Origin of the sequence: Mycobacterium alsense (genome assembly GCF_002086635.1) — a bacterium.
GTDB lineage: Bacteria > Actinomycetota > Actinomycetes > Mycobacteriales > Mycobacteriaceae > Mycobacterium > Mycobacterium alsense.
Genome location: NZ_MVHD01000014.1, coordinates 25,178 through 41,241, shown reverse-complemented (window position 1 = coordinate 41,241; position 16,064 = coordinate 25,178). Strand labels below are relative to the sequence as shown.

The window sequence follows — 16,064 nt, the reverse complement described above, 5'->3', positions numbered from 1 at the left end:
GGCTTTGCCGTCACATCGCGGCATCGATATCGGCGAGCGCGCTGGCGTTTCGCAGCGAGAAACCATCGATGTCATTCGGGCTGTCGAAGTTAGCCATGGCATCTAGAATGAGTCCCTTCGATGCTGCCTTGCAGCCCGGTCGGGATGAGGTCTGACATGAGTCGACGCCTGAAGGCGGCAATCGCCGGCGTGGGGGCGGCACTCGTGGTGGCGGGGTGCACCACCTTCGTGGACGGGCGTGCCCTGTCGATGCTCAACGACCCGTTTCGGGTAGGCGGCCTGCCGGCGGCCAACGGCCGCAGCGGCATCCGTCCGAATGCGCCCAGTCCCAAGGGCACGGTCATCAACACCGACAACGGGCCGATCGACAAGCTCTCCCTGCTTTCGATGAACGACATCGAGGAGTATTGGAAGTCGGTGTACAGCCAATCGCTGAAGGGCACCTTCATTCCGGTCGGCAAGATGGTGTCCTACGACTCCGAGGATCCGCGCAGCCCGATCGTTTGCCACAACGACACCTACGACCTCGTCAATGCGTTCTTCAGCTCGCGATGCAACCTGGTCGCCTGGGACCGCGGGGTGTTCATGCCCGTCGCGCAACGTTATTTCGGAGAAATGTCCGTCACGGGCGTGTTGGCGCACGAGTTCGGCCACGCCCTGCAGCAGATGGCGAAACTGGTGACCAGAAGGGACGCGACCATCGTTCGCGAACAGCAGGCCGACTGCTTCGCCGGCGTGTACCTGTTCTGGGTCGCCGACGACAAGTCGCCGCGCTTCACGCTGAGCACCGCCGACGGCCTCGACCACGTGCTGGCCGGCATCATCACCACCCGCGACCCCGTCGAGGACGCCGACGCCCAAAACGACGACGAGCACGGGTCGGCCCTGGATCGAATCAGCGCCTTCCAGATGGGCTTCATCAGCGGCGCCTCGGCGTGCGCGGGGATCGACAGGAAGGAAATCGAGCAGCGCCGCGGCGACCTGCCGACCGCCCTGCGGGTCGACCCAGGCGGCGACCCGGAGACCGGCGAGGTTGCCATCGACGAGGACACGCTGTCCACGCTGATGGAGCTGCTGGGAAAGGTTTTCGCACCGAAGAACCCGCCCAAGCTGTCCTACAAGCCGGCGGCCTGCCCCGATGCCCGGCCCAGCCCGCCCGCGTCCTACTGCCCGGCCACCAACACCATCGCCGTCGACCTCCCCGCGCTGGCGAAAGCGGGCGCGGTCCCCGCGGAGAACGAGCGCACCCTGCCGCGCGGCGACGACACCGCCCTGTCCATGGTGATGTCGCGCTACGCGCTGGCCGTCCAGAACGACCGCGGCCTGCCGATGCAGAGCCCCTGGACCGCGCTGCGGACCGCCTGCCTGACCGGTGTCGTGCACCGCAAGATGGCCGAACCCATCGAGCTGCCATCGCAGAAGCAGCTCGTGCTGACCGCGGGTGATCTCGACGAGGCGGTCTCGGGCCTGCTCACCAACCACTTGGTCGCGAGCGACGCCGACGGCACCAGCGTGCCGGCCGGGTTCACCCGGATCGCCGCCTTCCGCGGCGGGGTGGTCGGCAACATGGACGCCTGTTACTCGCGCTTTCCGGGCTAGTGGCGATCGCAAGCGCGGCGTAGCCGGGCGTGGCGGGTCGCCACCATCGGGCTCGTGGCGATCGCAAGCGCGGCGTAGCCGGGCGTGGCGGGTCGCCACCATCGGGCTCGTGGCGATCGCAAGCGCGGGCCAACTCCTTCAGGAGACATCCGCGCGCGCGGACGGGGCCTCGCGCGCCCAGGCGATGAGGAACGCGCTCACCAGCAGCCAGCCGATGGCGGTTGAGGGAATAGCCCAGGCGCGACGCATGAGCAGCGCGCTCTCACACCTGTCGGCCACCTGGCCGCCGGCGAGCTGCGGCATGTCGGCGGTAAAGCCGTTGCCGCACTCGATCGGGAAGCCGTACGCGTCGTGTTGATCGAGGGCGACCGGGAACCACAACGCTGCCAGCCCGACGAGCGCCAGCACCAGGCCCGCCACCCCGAGAAGCATCCGGCGATTGTGCACGGCAGTTGTAACCCCCCAGTTATGTAAATGGCCGATGTCGATAAGGTGGGGACCTTAGGTCATGCAGACGTTGGCGAACAGCAGCACCGGCCACGACACGATCGACCCGAGGAACGACACCGCAAGATCGACCCCGTGCATCTGGTGCAGGTGCTCGGTGTGCGTCGTCGACCAAATGGTTCCCACCAGCAGGTACGGCGTGCCGAGGATGATTCCGATGGCCATCAGCTGGGCGATGCTGAGCCGGAACTCAAGCACTCGGCGAAGTTTCTCCAACATGTGCGATCCCCCTCGGCCGAGCCGAGGGGCGGCCCGCCAAGTGCGGATTATGTTAATCGAGATTCCACGTCAACCGCAACGCGGCCTCGACCGCGAGCGCGGGCACGTCGAGGGTCTTCGAGCGCAGGTCGTGGCGCGCGCCGGTGACCTCGACGACCTCGGTCGGTGCGTCGATCAGCGCCGCGGCGTCGCGCACCTCGCCCGGCGTGCCGAACGGATCCGACGTTCCGTGCGTGAACACGGTCGGCACCCGGATGTCGGGCAGGTGCTCGGTGCGGGGGCGCTCCGGCTTGCCCGGCGGATGCACCGGGTAGGAGAACAGCGTGAGCACGTCGACCGCGGCGCCGCCCGAAGCGACGACCATGGACGTCTGGCGACCGCCGTAGGAATGTCCGCCGGCGATCAGCGGGCCGCCGGAGAGGCCGCGGCACAACGCGATCGCCTCGACGATCCCGGCGCGGTCGGCCGCGGCCGAGCCGGACGGCGGGCCCTTGGGCCGGCGCCGGCGGTACGGCAGGTTGTAGCGCACCGCGAGCCAGCCGCGCCGCGCCCACTCGTCGCAAACCTGGCCCAGCAGAGCCGAATCCCGGTCGCCCCCGGCGCCATGGGTCAGCACCACGACCCCGGACGGCGTACCGGAAGGTTCGTGGGCCACACCGGCGATCGTGTCCAGGTTCATGTCAGCCGGAACAGCGGCGAGACGGGACCGTGGCCATGGCCCAACGGGTAAGCGGCGCGCAGGGATTCGGTGACCCAGCGCTTCCCGAACCCGACCGCGTCGGGCACGCTGTAGCCGTGCGCCAGCGCGCACGCCACCGCGGACGCGAGCGTGTCGCCGCCGCCGTGGTCGTTGCCGGTGGCGATCCGCGGGGCGTCGAACTCGTGCCATGAGGCACCGTCGTACAGCAGGTCGCAGCTGCGCTCGGACGAGCGCAGGTGCCCTCCCTTGACCATCACCCACTTCGGGCCGAGCGCGTGCAGCGCCTTGGCCGCCGCGCGCTGCGACGCGGCGTCCACGACGTCGATGTTGACCAGCAGGCGCACCTCGTCGAGGTTCGGCGTCACCAGGGTGGCAAGCGGAAACAGTTGGCCCCGAAGCGAATCCAGGGCCGAAGTCGCCAGTAGCGGGTCGCCGTGCATGGACGCGCACACCGGATCGACGACCAACGGGACAGACGAGCCCGTCAGACCCAGCCCGCGCCAGCTGGCGGCGACCGCGCCGATGATCGCGGCCGACGCCAGCATCCCGGTCTTGGCGGCCTGGATGCCGATGTCGGTCACCACGGCCTCGATCTGGCCGGCGACCACGTCGTCGGGCACCTCGTGAAAGCTCTTGACCCCCACCGTGTTCTGCACCGTGACCGCGGTGACCGCCACGCACGCGTGCACGCCCAGCAGTGCCATGGTGCGCATGTCGGCCTGGATGCCCGCGCCGCCCCCCGAGTCGGATCCGGCGATGGTCAGCACGCGGGGCGGCGTGCTGCCCGGCGGGGCCAGCGGCAGGAAGCTCACTGGGTGATGGGCAGGTACACCCGGTTGCCGTGCTCGGCGAACTCGCGTGACTTGTCGGCCATTCCTTCCTGCAGGGCGGCCTCGATCGCCTCCTCGCTGTCGAGGCCGTGTTCCGCCGCGTAGTCGCGGACGTCCTGGGTGATGCGCATCGAGCAGAACTTCGGCCCGCACATCGAGCAGAAGTGCGCGGTCTTGGCGGGCTCGGCCGGCAGCGTCTCGTCGTGGAATTCCCGCGCGGTGTCGGGATCCAGCGACAGGGCGAACTGGTCGTTCCACCGGAACTCGAACCGAGCGGTGCTCAGCGCGTCGTCCCGCTCCTGCGCACGCGGGTGGCCTTTGGCCAGATCGGCCGAGTGCGCGGCGATCTTGTAGGCGATCACCCCGTCCTTGACGTCCTTGCGGTCCGGCAGCCCGAGGTGCTCCTTGGGCGTGACGTAGCACAGCATCGCGGTGCCGGCCTGGGCGATGATGGCCGCGCCGATCGCCGAGGTGATGTGGTCGTAGGCGGGCGCGATGTCGGTGGCCAGCGGCCCCAGCGTGTAGAACGGGGCCTCCTCGCACAGCTCCTCTTCCAGCCGCACGTTCTCCACGATCTTGTGCATCGGGATGTGCCCGGGCCCCTCGATCATCACCTGTGCGCCATGGGCTTTCGCGATCTTGGTCAGCTCGCCCAGGGTCCGCAGCTCTGCGAACTGCGCGGCGTCGTTGGCGTCGGCGATCGACCCCGGCCGCAGCCCGTCGCCGAGGGAGAAGGTGACGTCGTAGCGCGCGAAGATGTCGGCCAGTTCCTCGAAATGCGTGTACAGGAACGACTCCTGGTGGTGCGCCAGGCACCAGGCCGCCATGATCGAGCCGCCGCGGGACACGATTCCGGTGACCCGCTTGGCGGTCAGCGGCACGTACCGCAGCAGCACGCCGGCGTGCACGGTCATGTAGTCCACGCCCTGCTCGCACTGCTCGATCACGGTGTCGCGGTAGATCTCCCAGGTCAGCTGGGTCGGGTCGCCCTTGACTTTCTCGAGGGCCTGGTAGATCGGCACCGTGCCGACGGGAACCGGCGAGTTGCGCAGGATCCACTCGCGGGTTTCGTGGATGTTCTTGCCGGTGGACAGGTCCATGATGGTGTCGGCGCCCCACCGGGTGGCCCACACCATCTTGTCGACCTCCTCGGCGATCGACGACGTCACCGCCGAGTTGCCGATGTTGGCGTTGACCTTGACGGCGAAGGCCTTGCCGATGATCATCGGCTCGCTCTCGGGGTGGTTGTGGTTGGCCGGGATCACCGCCCGGCCGCGGGCGACCTCGTCGCGCACCAGCTCGGCGGGCATGTCCTCGCGGGCGGCGATGTACGCCATCTCGGCGGTGATCTCGCCGGCGCGGGCGCGCTGCAGCTGGGTGCCGCGGTCGCGGACCACGCCGGGCCGCGCCGGCAGCCCCGCCGCCAGGTCGATCACCGCGTCCGAATCGGTGTAGGGCCCGGAGGTGTCGTACAGGTCGAAATGGTCCCCGGTGGACAGGTGCACCCGCCGGAACGGCACCCGCGCACCCGGCACCCCGTCCAGCTCCCGATAGGCCTTGCTGCTGCCGGCGATGGGTCCGGTGGTCACCGACGGCTCGATAGTCACGGTCATGTGTGTCATCTCCCTACGCCGGCATTACCCGGTCAGGTTCGTACGGTCGACGGCCCCGAGCCGTCCTCTCAGCGCACTCGGCGTGCGCTCCCGCGTCTGAACTTTTCTGGTTGGTCGCTCCGCACGCGACGTTACCCCCAGACGACCGGTTTGAAGACGGTAGCCCGGCATACCCACGTAGTGGCAGGATGCAAACGTGCCACAGCCCACGCGCGGGGACGCGGCGAATCCCGCCGGGGACCGCCGGCGGCCGACCATCCCCGGCGGTGTCGCCAGCGAGTACCTGAACGTGGGCACCTTCCGGTTCTGGTTCGTCGGTCAACGCTGGGAATGGTCCGACGAGGTGGCCAGGATGCACGGCTACGACCCCGAGACCGTGGAGCCGACGACCAAACTGTTGATGTCCCACAAGCATCCCGACGACCGCGCCCACGTCCAGGACCTGCTCGACTACGCCCTGCGGTCGGAGGAGTCGTTCTCGAGCCGGCACCGGTTCCTCGACACCAAGGGCGACGTGCACGACGCGATCGTGGTGGCCGACCGCATGCTGGACGATTCCGGCGCCGTCGTGGGCACGGCCGGTTACTACATCGACCTCACCCACACATTCGACGAGGCGCGGGACGAGACTCGGCAGGAAGTGCTCGACGAGGCCCTGCCGGAGCTGTTCGAGAATCGGGCGGCGATCGAGCAGGCCAAGGGCGTGTTGATGTACGTCTACCGGATCAGCGCGGAGCAGGCGTTCCGGCTTCTGCAGTGGCGCTCGCAGGAGACCAACGTGAAGCTGCGCGCGCTGGCAAAGCGATTGCTGGATGAAGTCTCCACGCTGACATCCCCGGCGGCCACGGCCCAGAGTCAGTTCGACCATGTGCTGCTGACCGTGCACGAACGGATTCCGCCCGATCATTCCGCCCAGCGATAGGCTTCGAAAGCACTATTTTCGGGCATCCTGCCGATCGTGAAAGGCATCGAATTGTTGGCGGTTGACCACGAGGCCCAAGGTGACGCCGTCGTCGTTCGCGTCGAGGGCGACGTCGACTCCAGCACCGTCGACCAACTCACCCCGCACCTCGCCGCCGCGCTTCAGGTCGGCGCCAAGCACCCGGCCCGGCTGGTGGTCGTCGACCTGACGCCGGTGACCTTCTTCGGCAGCGCGGCGCTGAATGCGGTGCTCGACTGTCACGAGTCGGGCAAGGGAACCGGGACGGCGGTTCGCCTGGTGGCCGACCACGACGTCGTGCTTCGACCGATCCAGGTGACGGAGCTGGATCGGATCCTCGAGGTCTACCCGACGGTGTCGGATGCGCTGCAGCGCCAGCGACGCCGATGAACCCCCTGCCCCCTGACCTGGCGGCCGCGGTCGAGTTGGGTGGGGAGATGGGCCGCCGGTTCGCCGAATTCGATTGGTCCGCCCATCCTTTGGGGCCGCCGGCGCGCTGGCCCGTCGAGTTTCGCGCGGCGGTCGTGACGGCGCTGACGTCGCGGTTCCCCATCGTGCTGTGGCTGGACCCGCGGGATCTGTTCCTGGTCTACAACGACGCCTACATTTCCGCGCTGGCCGACAAGCACCCGGCCGCGCTGGGCCGCCCCGGCCGCGAGGTGTGGTGGGACATCTGGGAGCCGATCAGCCCGATGCTGCAGAGCGTGGTCGCCACCGGCGCGGCGACCTGGTCCAACGACCTGCTGCTGTCGATGGTCGTCGAGGGCCGGCGCCGGGACCGCTACTTCACCTTCACCTACGGCCCGCTGATCGGCGGCGGCGGCGACGTCTCGGGGGTCTTTTGCGCGGTCACCGAAACGACGGAGCGGGTGCTGGGGGAGCGGCGCCTGCACCTGCTCAACGCGGTGGCGTCGGCGGTCATGGAGACAACCACGATCGACGACGCGGTGGGCGCGGCCGTGCGGGTGTGCTCGGACGAACGGGCCGACCTGCCGTTCATCGCCGTCTACGTCGCGGACGCGGACGGCGGCGTCGCGCTGCGGGGCGCGACGGCGTCGGTGGAGCCGGTTCTGCCCCGCGTGCTCACGGGGCTGACCGAGTCCGACCCGGCGTCGTGGTCGCGGACCGACCCACACGAGATCGGCGAGGTCGCGGCGGCGGTGCCCGGGATCGACGCGATCCTGGGTGCCGACTGTCCGGAGCGGGCGCTGGCGTTGCCGCTGGGCGAGGGCGCCACCGGCGGGGCGCTGGTCGTCGGCATCAACCCGCGCAGCCCGCTCGACGACCAGTACCGCGGCTTCTGCCAGCTGCTCGCCGACCAGCTCTCGTCCGCGTTCACCCAGATCGACGCCTACGAACAGCAGCGGCGGCGGGCCGACGCGCTCGCCGAGCTGGATCGGGCCAAGACGGCGTTCTTGACCAACGTCAGCCACGAATTCCGCACGCCGCTAACGCTTTTGCTCGGCCCGCTGGACGACGCGTTGTCCGAGACCCCACCGGGGAGCGTGCTGGCGGAGCGGCTCGGTACGGCCGGCCGCAACGCGCGGCGCCTGCAGCGCCTGGTCGACTCGCTGCTCGGCTTTTCCCGCATCGAAGCCGGGCGGGCGAACGCGAACCTGGTGTGCACCGACGTCGGCGCCCTCACCGCGCACATCGCGTCGTCGTTCACCGAACTGTGCCACCGGGCGGGGCTCGAGCTGGTGCTGGACTGCGGCGCCGCGCCGGCCGAGGTCGATCCGGGCATGTGGGAAACGATCGTCCTCAACCTGCTGTCCAACGCCGTCAAATACACGCTGCGGGGCTCGATATCGGTCGAGGTTCGCGCCGAACCCCCGCATTGCCGAATGACGTTGCGGGACACCGGGGTCGGCATCGCCAAGGAGGACCTGGACCGCCTGTTCGAGCGCTTCTACCGGGCCGAGAACCTGGGCGGCCGCAGCGTGGAGGGCACCGGGATCGGGCTGTCGCTGGTGCGCGGGCTGGTCGAGCTGCAGGGCGGAACGGTGGACGTCGACAGCGAACTGGGTCGCGGAACCGCGGTCACCGTCCGGCTGCCGCTGTCGGTTGCGGGTGCGGCGGTCGAGCAATCCCCCGCGGCGACGCCCGACGACACCAACCCCTACGTGGCCGAGGCGCGGCAGTGGGTGACGCCGGTCGCCGAACCGGCCGCCGCGCTCGGCGAACCCGGCGAGCGCCGGCTGGTGCTGATCGCCGACGACAACGCCGACATGCGCGCGCATTTGGAGCGGGTGCTGTCGGCCCACTGGGAAACGGTGGTGGTGGCCGACGGCAGGGCGGCGCTGGCCGCGACCAAACAGCTGCGCCCCGACGCGGTCGTGACCGACGTGATGATGCCCGGCCTCAACGGCTTCGACCTGCTGGCGGCGATCCGCGCGGATCCCGCGCTGGCGGCCACGCCGGTCCTGATGCTTTCGGCCCGCGCCGGCGCGGAGGCCGTCGACGAGGGCTACGCCGGTGGGGCCGACGACTACCTGCCGAAGCCGTTCCGGTCGCAGGAACTCGTCGACCGGGTGGCCTCGCGGTTGTCCGCGGTCGCCCGCGAGCGCGACCGCCAGCGCCGCGAGGCGCAGCTCGACCTGGTGCACCTGGACTCCGCGCTGCAGGCGACCGACTCGGTCGCCGGAATCCTCGACGCCCTCGTCGGTTATCCACACGGCTCGGCCGATGCCGACGCGGTCGCGATCGGGGTGGTGGACACCGAGCAGCACGCCCGCTTCGAGTACGCCGGTGACCTGCCCGCCGAAGTGCGGGACCGCTATCACGTGGTCGCCCTCGACGCGCCGCTGGTCGGGGTCGACGTGATCACCGGCGGCGAGCCGATGGTCGTCCCCGACACGTTCGAGCTGCCCCCGCGTTACCAGCACGCGGTGCGCAACACCGCCGCCGACGTCCGCGCCTGCGTCGCTCATCCGTTGCGGGACAACACGAGTCGCGTCATCGGCGTGCTGTTGTTCCTGTGGCGTGCGCCGCGCCAGTTCGGTGCCGCCGAACTCGACACGTTCGGCCGGATGGCCGAGCTCACCCAGGCGGCCCTGGACCGGGTCCGCGTGATGGCGCGCGAACACCGCATCGCCGTCGACTTCCAGGAGCACCTGCTCGACCTGGACCGCGGCTCGACCGCCGGCGTCGTCGCGGCCGTCTACCAGCCGGCCGGGGAGGCGATGCGCGTCGGCGGGGACTGGTATTCGGTCACCCCGCTGGGCCGCGCCGGCCGGATCGGGATCTCGGTCGGCGACGTCGTCGGACACGGCCTGGCCGCCGCGATCGTGATGAGCAGGCTGCGCGCCGCGGTGGCCGCGTCGGCGCTCACCGCCGCCGAGCCGGCCGCGGTGCTGGCGGCGCTGGACCGCTACGCGGGCAGCGTCACCGGCGCCCGCTGCGCGACCGTGGCCTACGCCCTCGTCGATACCGGGGCCGGCGCGGGCGGCGCCACGGTCAGCTACAGCTGCGCCGGGCACCCCTATCCGCTGCTCGTCCCCCCCGACGGTGAGCCGGTCTTCCTCGACGGGGGCCGGCGCCCACCGGTCGCGGTCCAGGACGACGACCGACGGCACGAGCCGGACCGGGCGACCGCGGCGGCCGAGCTGCCGCCGGGCAGCCTGATCCTGCTCTACACCGACGGGCTCATCGAGCGACCCGGCGAGACGCTCGACGACGGGTTCGCCCGCCTGAAGGCGGCGGCCGCCGCGTGTGCGGACCTGCCGGTCGAGTCCGTCTGCGCCGAACTGCTGGCCCGGATGACGCCGCCTGGCGGCTACCGCGACGACGTGGTGGTCCTGGCGCTGCGTCCGAGCCACGCGGCCGCGCGCAGCTTCACCACCGTGTTGCCCGCGGCACCGGCGCAGATTCCCGTCGCGCGCCGCCAGCTGCGCAGCTGGTTGGGAGGCCTCTCCGTCGATCCGCGCCGCGAGGAGGACATCCTGCTGGCCACCGGGGAGGCCGTGACCAACGCGATCGAACACGGCAGCCACAGCGAGGCGCGCAGGACGGTATCGGTCGAGGCCTTCCTGCACGGCGAGACGGTCGCGGTCACCGTCAGCGACACCGGCCGGTGGGTCGGCGATTCGTCGGCCAGCCTGCGCACCCGGCGCCGCGGGCGCGGGCTCACCCTGATCGGCGGGCTGGCCGACCGTGTCGACACCGTGCGGACCGCCGCGGGCACCCGGGTGACGCTCGAGTTCGAGCGCGCCGTCGGTTAGACGCTAGGCCTCTTCCATCGCCTGGCCGAGCTCTTCGAGGAGCTTGTTGTGGTGGTTGCTCGCCATGAGGTGCCCGGCGGCGATGACCAGGGCGACGGGCCAGTCGATGAGTTCCAGCGCGGCCAGCGCGGCCAGGCCGCCGTAGTAGGCCAGCTGCTCCGGCCGGGGAATCCCCACCTGCCCCAGGACCGGAAGATTTACGGCGAAGGTCTCGCCCTCCCGGATTTTCTGTACCGCCTCGCGCTGGGAAGTCGCCCTGCGTGCCTTCTTTTCCGCCATCATTCGCCTTCCGGTAACGGGGGGTTTGCCGCTGGGCCGGGTCGTGCGGTCACCGTCTGGAGTATGTCGAGGACCGACGCCCTGACCGATCCGATGGTTTCGACGGTAGCCTCCGTGCTGGCCGTGCCCCTGCGGGAGCTTTATGCGCTGCTGTGGCGCGCCGGGCTGGTTGAGGTGCTGGACCCTGCTCAGACCCCTCGCCGGGTTCCGATGACGAAGCCTCCGGCGCGGTACCCGCATCGGGGCGATCCCGCCGTTCGAACCGCGGCCCGACCACGGCCACGGCCGCGGTCGCCGCAGCCGCGGCGCCCAGGCCCTGAGCCCACCCGAGCGGGCCGATCGGCGTACAGCCGAGCAGTTGGCTGACCCCGGGAATGCTGATCAGGGTCCCCACGAACGCGAGCGACCCCAGCGCGGTGACCACCACCATCGGGGCCTGTGACTCCAGCACCGTCTGCCCCAGTTCGGTGCCCACGAGCGCGACCAGCGCCACGGTGGAGGCGCGTTGCGGGCGCCCGGTGACGCCGGCCATGGCCCACGCCGCCGTCGCCGCCGCGGCGGTGGTGACGCCCCGCACGGCCACGGCGTGCCACAGCGCGGGCTGATCCGCGCCGCGCAGGTTGGGGTCCACGGCGCCGCGCGGCTTGCTCACCGCAAGCGCCGCCGCCGGCAGCGCGTCGGTGATGGTGTTGACCAGCAGCAGCTGGCGGGTGTTCAGCGGCGAGGTCCCGGTGATCGCGCTGCCGACGAGCGCGAAGATCACCTCGCCGGCGTTGCCGCCGAGCAGCACCGACACCGCCGCCTGAACCCGCCGCCAGAGCTGGCGTCCTTCCTCGATGGCCTCGAGCAGCGCGTCGATGCGGCCGTCGACCAGCACCACGTCGGCCACCAGGTGCGCCGGGTCGCTGCCGTGCGCGACCACGCCGATGCCGACCGTGGCGGCCCGGATGGCGGCGGCGTCGTTGGCCCCGTCGCCGACCATGGCGGTGCGCACCCCGGCGCTCTCCAGCGTCTGCACCACCTGGACCTTGTTCTCCGGCGTCATCCGGGCGAAGATCACGCGTTCGGTCACGACGCGCTCTTGTTCCTTGCGGGACAAGGAATCCCATTCGGCGCCGCTGATGACCTGCTCGGGGGTGACCGGCAGGCCCAGCTCCTCGGCGATCGCCGTGGCGGTGATCGGGTGGTCGCCGGTGATCAGCTTGATGCCCACGCCCTGGGAGCGCAGGGTGCCGATCAGCCCGGCGGATTCGGGGCGCGGGGTGTCGGACAGCCCGAGGAATCCCGTCAGCGTCAGGCCGTCTTTGCAGTAGCCGGCGAGGCGGTCGGGGTCGTCCCGGATCGCCTTGGCCTGTTGTGGGCTCAGCCGGCGCCGCGCCACGGCGATGACCCGCAGCCCCTTGGCGGCCATCGCCGCCACGGTGTCGTGCACCGAGGCCGCCGCGGAGCGGTCCCCGCACGCGGCCAGGACCACCTCGGGCGCGCCCTTGACGGTCAGCTCGGTTCCCGTCGCCGAGGCCGAGAACGCCCGGCCGGAGCGGAACGGCAGGTGCGCGGTGCGCGGCGCGGCGCCGGCGTCCTGGCCGCCGGCGGCCTCGAGGATGGCGACGTCGGTCGCGTGCGCCTGCGGGCCACCGTTGGCCCACGGGGCGGCATGCGCGGCGCAGCGCAACACCTCCGCCTTCGCGGCCTCCGAGGAGCCCGCCGCGGGGCGGACCTCCGACACCCGCAGGCGGTTCTCGGACAGCGTCCCGGTCTTGTCGAAGCAGACCACCTCGATGCGGCCCAGCGCCTCGACCGATCGCGGAACGCGAACCAACGCACCGAATTTCGTCAGTCGTCGGGCTGAGGCCGCCTGCGCCAGCGTCGCCACCAGTGGCATTCCCTCGGGGACGGCGGCCACGGCGATGGCGATCGCGCTGGACACCGCCTGCTGCAGCCCGAGGCGGCGCACCAGCCCGAGCGCGCCCACCAGCGCGCCGCCGGTGATGCTGACCGGAAGCGCCCGCGTGGTGAGCTGGCCGAGCTGGTGTTGCAGGCCGATGTCGGACGACAGCTCGCCGGAGATGAGTTCGGCGGCGCGGCGCTGCTGGGTGTCGGCGCCCACCGCGGTCACCAGCGCGACCGCGGTGCCCGCGACCACGGTGGTCCCGGCGAACAGCATGCAGCGGCGCTCGGCGAGCGGGGCGCCGGGCGTGGCCTCGACCTGCTTGTCCACCGACAGCGACTCGCCGGTCAGCGCCGACTCGTCGACCTCGACGTCGACCTGTTCGATGATCCGGGCGTCGGCGGGCACCACTTCGTGGGTGCGCACCTCGATGACGTCTCCGGGCCGCAGTTGCGTGGCGTCGACGTCGGCGTAGCACCGTCGGCCGTCCGGGCCGGTGAGCACCCTGCGGGCCGGCGGGATCTGCAGCGCCAGCAAGTGGCTCAACCGCTTTTCGGCGCGCAGCCGCTGGGCCGCGGCCAGGATCGAGTTCCCGGTGAGCACGGTGCCCACCAGCACGGCGTCGACGGGCGAACCGAGTACCGCGCTGGCCGCCGATCCGAGCGCCATCACCGGCGTCAGCGGGTCGGACAGCTCTGCGCGGACGGCCTTGGCCAGCTGCCAGATCGATTGCGCGAGTGACTCCTTCGGCTGCGCGGCCGGATGGTAGGGCCGCCCGACGTCCACAGCGGCCTCGCCGGAATGCCCGTCGGGCAGCGCCTTGCGGACCTGCTCCACCGACATCGCGTGCCACTCGTGCGCGGCCGCCGGCCGCGGGGTGTCCGCGTTGAGGGTCCCGCGCGCGAGCAGGTATCCCGAGAGCAGGCCCGCCGCCGCGCCCACGTTGACGGTCTGCGGCCCGAGATTGCCGCGCACACCCGGGATCATGAACAGCGAGCCCATCGCGGTGGCGCCGGCCGAGATGCCGATGCCGCGCTGCGCGGCGGCGCGGGCCGCGGGCAGCGCGTGCAGCACCCGCCAGGCGGCCTCGAGGTCGGGCAGCAGGAGATCGGCCTGCCAGGGGGGCGGGCCCTGGCGCGGCAGCACCCCCAGCGCGACGTCGGCGGCCGAAAGGGCTTGCGCGCCGGCCGAGGACAGCACCGCCACGCGGCGCCCCGCCTGCTGCAGATCGGCGACCGCCCGCGCGAGCGCGTTGTCCAGCGCCCTGTCGGAGGACCCGTTCGCGGCGCTCCGCAGCGGGCGGATGTCGTCGAACGCGGGCCGCAGCTCGTCCAGCGCGTCGGTGTCGAGCGTGACCAGCTCCGCCCCGGTGCGGTGCGCCTCGGCGACCACGGCCGCGGCCAACGGGTCGTGCGCGGGAACGAAGAGCGCCTCGAGTTTCGCGGCCTGCCGGCCGCCGGAGGCACCCGGCACGGGGCGCCAGCCGGGGCGCAGGCCGTTGGTTTCCAGCATGAGCAGGGCCCGATTCCACGCCGCCGACAGCTCCCCTTCCGCGCCGCGGATGCGCGCCACGCGCAGGGCATCGGTGCACAGGATGCGGGGGTCGATGACGATCGCGTCGACCTTGTCCAGCCGGCGCACGCTTTCCGGGCGCATCGCCAACACCGCGTGCCGCTCGGCCAGCCCCCGGGCCAGGGTGGTGGCGAACGCCTCCGGCGTGGTGCGGCTGGCCTTGGGGGTGGTCACCGCCACGGCGGTGGCGACCATGTTCGGGTTGCGGGTGCCGACGCCGATCGCCCCGGCGCTCAGCGCCTGCAGCAGGGCGAAGCGGCGGACGCTGCGCTCCGCGCCCCGCGACGGCCGCGGCCGCGGCGAGGTCGGGGGCCGCGGTTGGTCGGCGTGGCGGGCCAGCTCGGGCTCGTGGCGCTCCCACAGCTGTGCCCCGGCGCGGACCTCGGCGGCCTGCAGCGACTGCATCGTCAGCCCGATCGACAACGACGTCAGCGACTGGGACAGGGCGTGGCTGGTGGCGTGGGCCAGCGTCAGCACGGTGTCGGTGCCCGGCCGGCCGATGGCGTCCTCGAGCAGGCGGCGCAACCAGGGCTGGTAGTCGAAGAACGTCACGCTCGCGCCGACGACGGCGGGCAGGGGCGGCAGGCGCATCGCGCGGCCGGTGAGCGCGACGCCCAGCCCGGCGGCGTTGGCGGCCATCGTCAACGCCTTCGTCGCCAGCACGATGCCGTCACCGGGGAGGTTTGCCGCCCCCGCCGCCCCCGCCTCGTCTTCGCTTGCGCGGCGGGGCTTTTCACGTCGCTCGGCCGTCTCGACCAGCCGGCACAGGTCCCGCAGTGGGGTGTCCGGATCGCCGATGCCGACGACGACGCGCGACAGCGGGTGGTTGAGGCTGACCGACCTGACGCCGGGGTGGCCGCGGAGCGCGTCGAGCACCGCCCGGCCGAGTTCGCCGTCGGCGGCATCGGCGAGACCGCGGACCTCGATCCAGGCGCGGTTGTTGCCGCGCCAACAGCGCCGGCGCAGCGCGTGGTGGGGCAGGTCGCCGGTGAGCGCCCTGGCGCCCTCGCGCACCGGTATCGCGGCGATCTCGATGCCGGTCCTGGCGGCCTGTAGGCCTGCGGATGCGGCGCGCGCGGGCAGTGACCGTCGTATGAATGTTGTGATGCTCAAGAGTCGATCAGTGGTTCCCGCTCAGTTGGTGCTGCGCAGCGTGGCGGCGCCGGCGCGGCGACCGGTCGTCTTCTTGGCCGCTTTGCCGGGGGCCTTGCGCGCGGGCGCCTTCTGCGCCTTGGCCGGGGCCTCGGGCTCGGTCGGCACGGTCGTCAGCTTCGCCTTCGGCGGCGACGCGGACTGCTGGGACTGGCGGCTCAGCCGCTGCAACACCAAGGCCCCGCCGCCGACGGCGAGCAGCACCGGCCACTCGACGATTCCGGCCACACCAAGCGCGCCGATCGCCAGCGCGGCGGCCGCCGTCGACTTCCTGCCCGAGTCGAGCCCGGTTTGAATGCCCTCGGCGGCCCCCTTGACACCGCCGACGACCCCGTTCACCGCCGCGCCGCCGACGGCGCCCGCGACGCTGGTGGTCGCCGTCGCCGCGCGGTTCACCGTTCGTCCTACGTTGCGGACTGCTCCGCCGACGACACTCATGATGACTCCCTGGGCCCGATGTTCCTCGCTGCAAACAGCGAACAGCCGTCTGGAAAACGCGCTGGTGCCATCACAGTACGCCGGTTGGGGGGTGTCGGCGATCCGTG

The 16,064-nt window shown here is 71.6% G+C and carries 12 protein-coding genes, 1 pseudogene and 1 riboswitch; of the genes and pseudogenes, 5 read left to right on the top strand and 8 right to left on the bottom strand.

Annotated features, from left to right (window positions below; all coding sequences use genetic code 11):
- Positions 1-156: 156 nt before the first annotated feature.
- Positions 157-1,599 carry a neutral zinc metallopeptidase gene (locus BST11_RS10750; protein WP_083137972.1) on the top strand — a complete coding sequence of 481 codons (1,443 nt, stop codon included), beginning with the start codon at positions 157-159 and terminating at the stop codon, positions 1,597-1,599.
- 138 nt (positions 1,600-1,737) lie between these two features.
- On the opposite strand, the gene BST11_RS10745 is transcribed toward BST11_RS10750, so the two are convergent.
- The 5 genes from BST11_RS10745 to thiC form a co-directional block, all read right to left on the bottom strand.
- On the bottom strand, positions 1,738-2,031 hold the full coding sequence (locus tag BST11_RS10745) for a hypothetical protein (RefSeq protein WP_244897610.1): 294 nt from the start codon (positions 2,029-2,031) through the stop codon (positions 1,738-1,740).
- Positions 2,032-2,100: 69 nt separating this feature from the next.
- Positions 2,101-2,325: a hypothetical protein gene (locus BST11_RS10740; protein WP_067325760.1), complete on the bottom strand. Its 225-nt coding sequence runs from the start codon at positions 2,323-2,325 to the stop codon at positions 2,101-2,103.
- A 52-nt stretch (positions 2,326-2,377) separates the two neighbouring features.
- Positions 2,378-3,004: an alpha/beta hydrolase family protein gene (locus BST11_RS10735; protein ID WP_083137970.1), complete on the bottom strand. Its 627-nt coding sequence runs from the start codon at positions 3,002-3,004 to the stop codon at positions 2,378-2,380.
- The gene (thiD, locus tag BST11_RS10730) at positions 3,001-3,837 is read right to left on the bottom strand and encodes a bifunctional hydroxymethylpyrimidine kinase/phosphomethylpyrimidine kinase (RefSeq protein WP_083137969.1); all 837 of its coding nucleotides are present in this window, start codon (positions 3,835-3,837) and stop codon (positions 3,001-3,003) included. The genes BST11_RS10735 and thiD overlap by 4 nt, the downstream gene beginning before the upstream one ends.
- Positions 3,834-5,468 carry a phosphomethylpyrimidine synthase ThiC gene (thiC, locus tag BST11_RS10725; protein WP_083137968.1) on the bottom strand — a complete coding sequence of 545 codons (1,635 nt, stop codon included), beginning with the start codon at positions 5,466-5,468 and terminating at the stop codon, positions 3,834-3,836. Before thiC ends, thiD begins: the two co-directional genes overlap by 4 nt.
- Positions 5,462-5,572, bottom strand: a riboswitch (TPP riboswitch). It overlaps the preceding gene by 7 nt.
- A 152-nt stretch (positions 5,573-5,724) precedes the next feature.
- Here thiC and BST11_RS10720 point away from each other — a divergent pair.
- Genes BST11_RS10720 through BST11_RS10710 form a run of 3 tightly spaced genes read left to right on the top strand, consistent with a single transcriptional unit; the run spans position 5,725 to position 10,628 of the window.
- On the top strand, positions 5,725-6,390 hold the full coding sequence (locus BST11_RS10720) for a PAS and ANTAR domain-containing protein (protein ID WP_142276299.1): 666 nt from the start codon (positions 5,725-5,727) through the stop codon (positions 6,388-6,390).
- Positions 6,391-6,435: 45 nt separating this feature from the next.
- Entirely contained in the window at positions 6,436-6,798 is a 363-nt protein-coding gene (locus BST11_RS10715; protein WP_067325789.1) for an STAS domain-containing protein, read from the top strand.
- Positions 6,795-10,628, top strand: coding sequence for a SpoIIE family protein phosphatase (locus tag BST11_RS10710; RefSeq protein WP_083137966.1), 3,834 nt, complete (start codon positions 6,795-6,797; stop codon positions 10,626-10,628). The genes BST11_RS10715 and BST11_RS10710 overlap by 4 nt, the downstream gene beginning before the upstream one ends.
- Before the next feature lie 3 nt (positions 10,629-10,631).
- Here the strand turns inward: BST11_RS10710 and BST11_RS10705 are convergent, their stop codons facing one another.
- A complete protein-coding gene (locus BST11_RS10705) occupies positions 10,632-10,907 on the bottom strand; it encodes a hypothetical protein (RefSeq protein WP_142276296.1) in 276 nt (91 codons plus the stop codon).
- Between the two features lie 63 nt (positions 10,908-10,970).
- Between BST11_RS10705 and BST11_RS29265 the strand changes: the two genes are divergently transcribed.
- On the top strand, positions 10,971-11,273 hold the full coding sequence (locus BST11_RS29265) for an Rv1535 domain-containing protein (protein WP_425320599.1): 303 nt from the start codon (positions 10,971-10,973) through the stop codon (positions 11,271-11,273).
- Here BST11_RS29265 and BST11_RS29260 read toward each other — a convergent pair.
- Positions 11,242-13,464: pseudogene (locus tag BST11_RS29260) on the bottom strand (cation-translocating P-type ATPase); the annotation flags it as partial. The gene BST11_RS29265 and the pseudogene BST11_RS29260 sit on opposite strands and share 32 nt — an antisense overlap.
- A 2,037-nt stretch (positions 13,465-15,501) precedes the next feature.
- Positions 15,502-15,957 carry a hypothetical protein gene (locus tag BST11_RS10695; RefSeq protein WP_083137963.1) on the bottom strand — a complete coding sequence of 152 codons (456 nt, stop codon included), beginning with the start codon at positions 15,955-15,957 and terminating at the stop codon, positions 15,502-15,504.
- Positions 15,958-16,064: the final 107 nt, after the last annotated feature.